Source organism: Microbacterium sp. K27 (genome assembly GCF_004794435.1).
Classification (GTDB): Bacteria; Actinomycetota; Actinomycetes; order Actinomycetales; family Microbacteriaceae; genus Microbacterium; species Microbacterium maritypicum_A.
Map to the genome: position 1 here is coordinate 1 of NZ_SSDK01000034.1, position 308 is coordinate 308.

The 308-nt window shown below is 67.2% G+C and carries 1 protein-coding gene; it reads right to left on the reverse strand.

Annotation, left to right across the window (positions count from 1 at the left end):
- The coding region (locus DW307_RS18210; protein WP_205810406.1) for a hypothetical protein at positions 1-184 on the reverse strand (184 nt) is incomplete at its 3' end.
- Positions 185-308 lie beyond the last annotated feature (124 nt).

Below are 308 nucleotides of genomic sequence, written 5' to 3' on the forward strand. Positions count from 1 at the left end.
GGGGGAGGAGAACCCGGCCGCCCGTCTCACGAGGGGGAACGAGGCCGCCGATCTGGGGAGCGGCGGCCTCCCGCACGTTCGATCCGAGGATCGGGAAGAACTTCTCGAAAGAATTTCGAGAAGTCGCGTAATGAATCGGGAGGAGCGTCGTCTCATCCCATAGAGACAGCCGTGAGGATTCCACCGGGGGGCGGGATCCAGGCACTGGTGCGGGGGGCATTCGCACTGGTCGGGCAGGTCGGGATCCTCGGGGGAGGAGAACCCGGCCGCCCGTCTCACGAGGGGGAACGAGGCCGCCGATCTGGGGA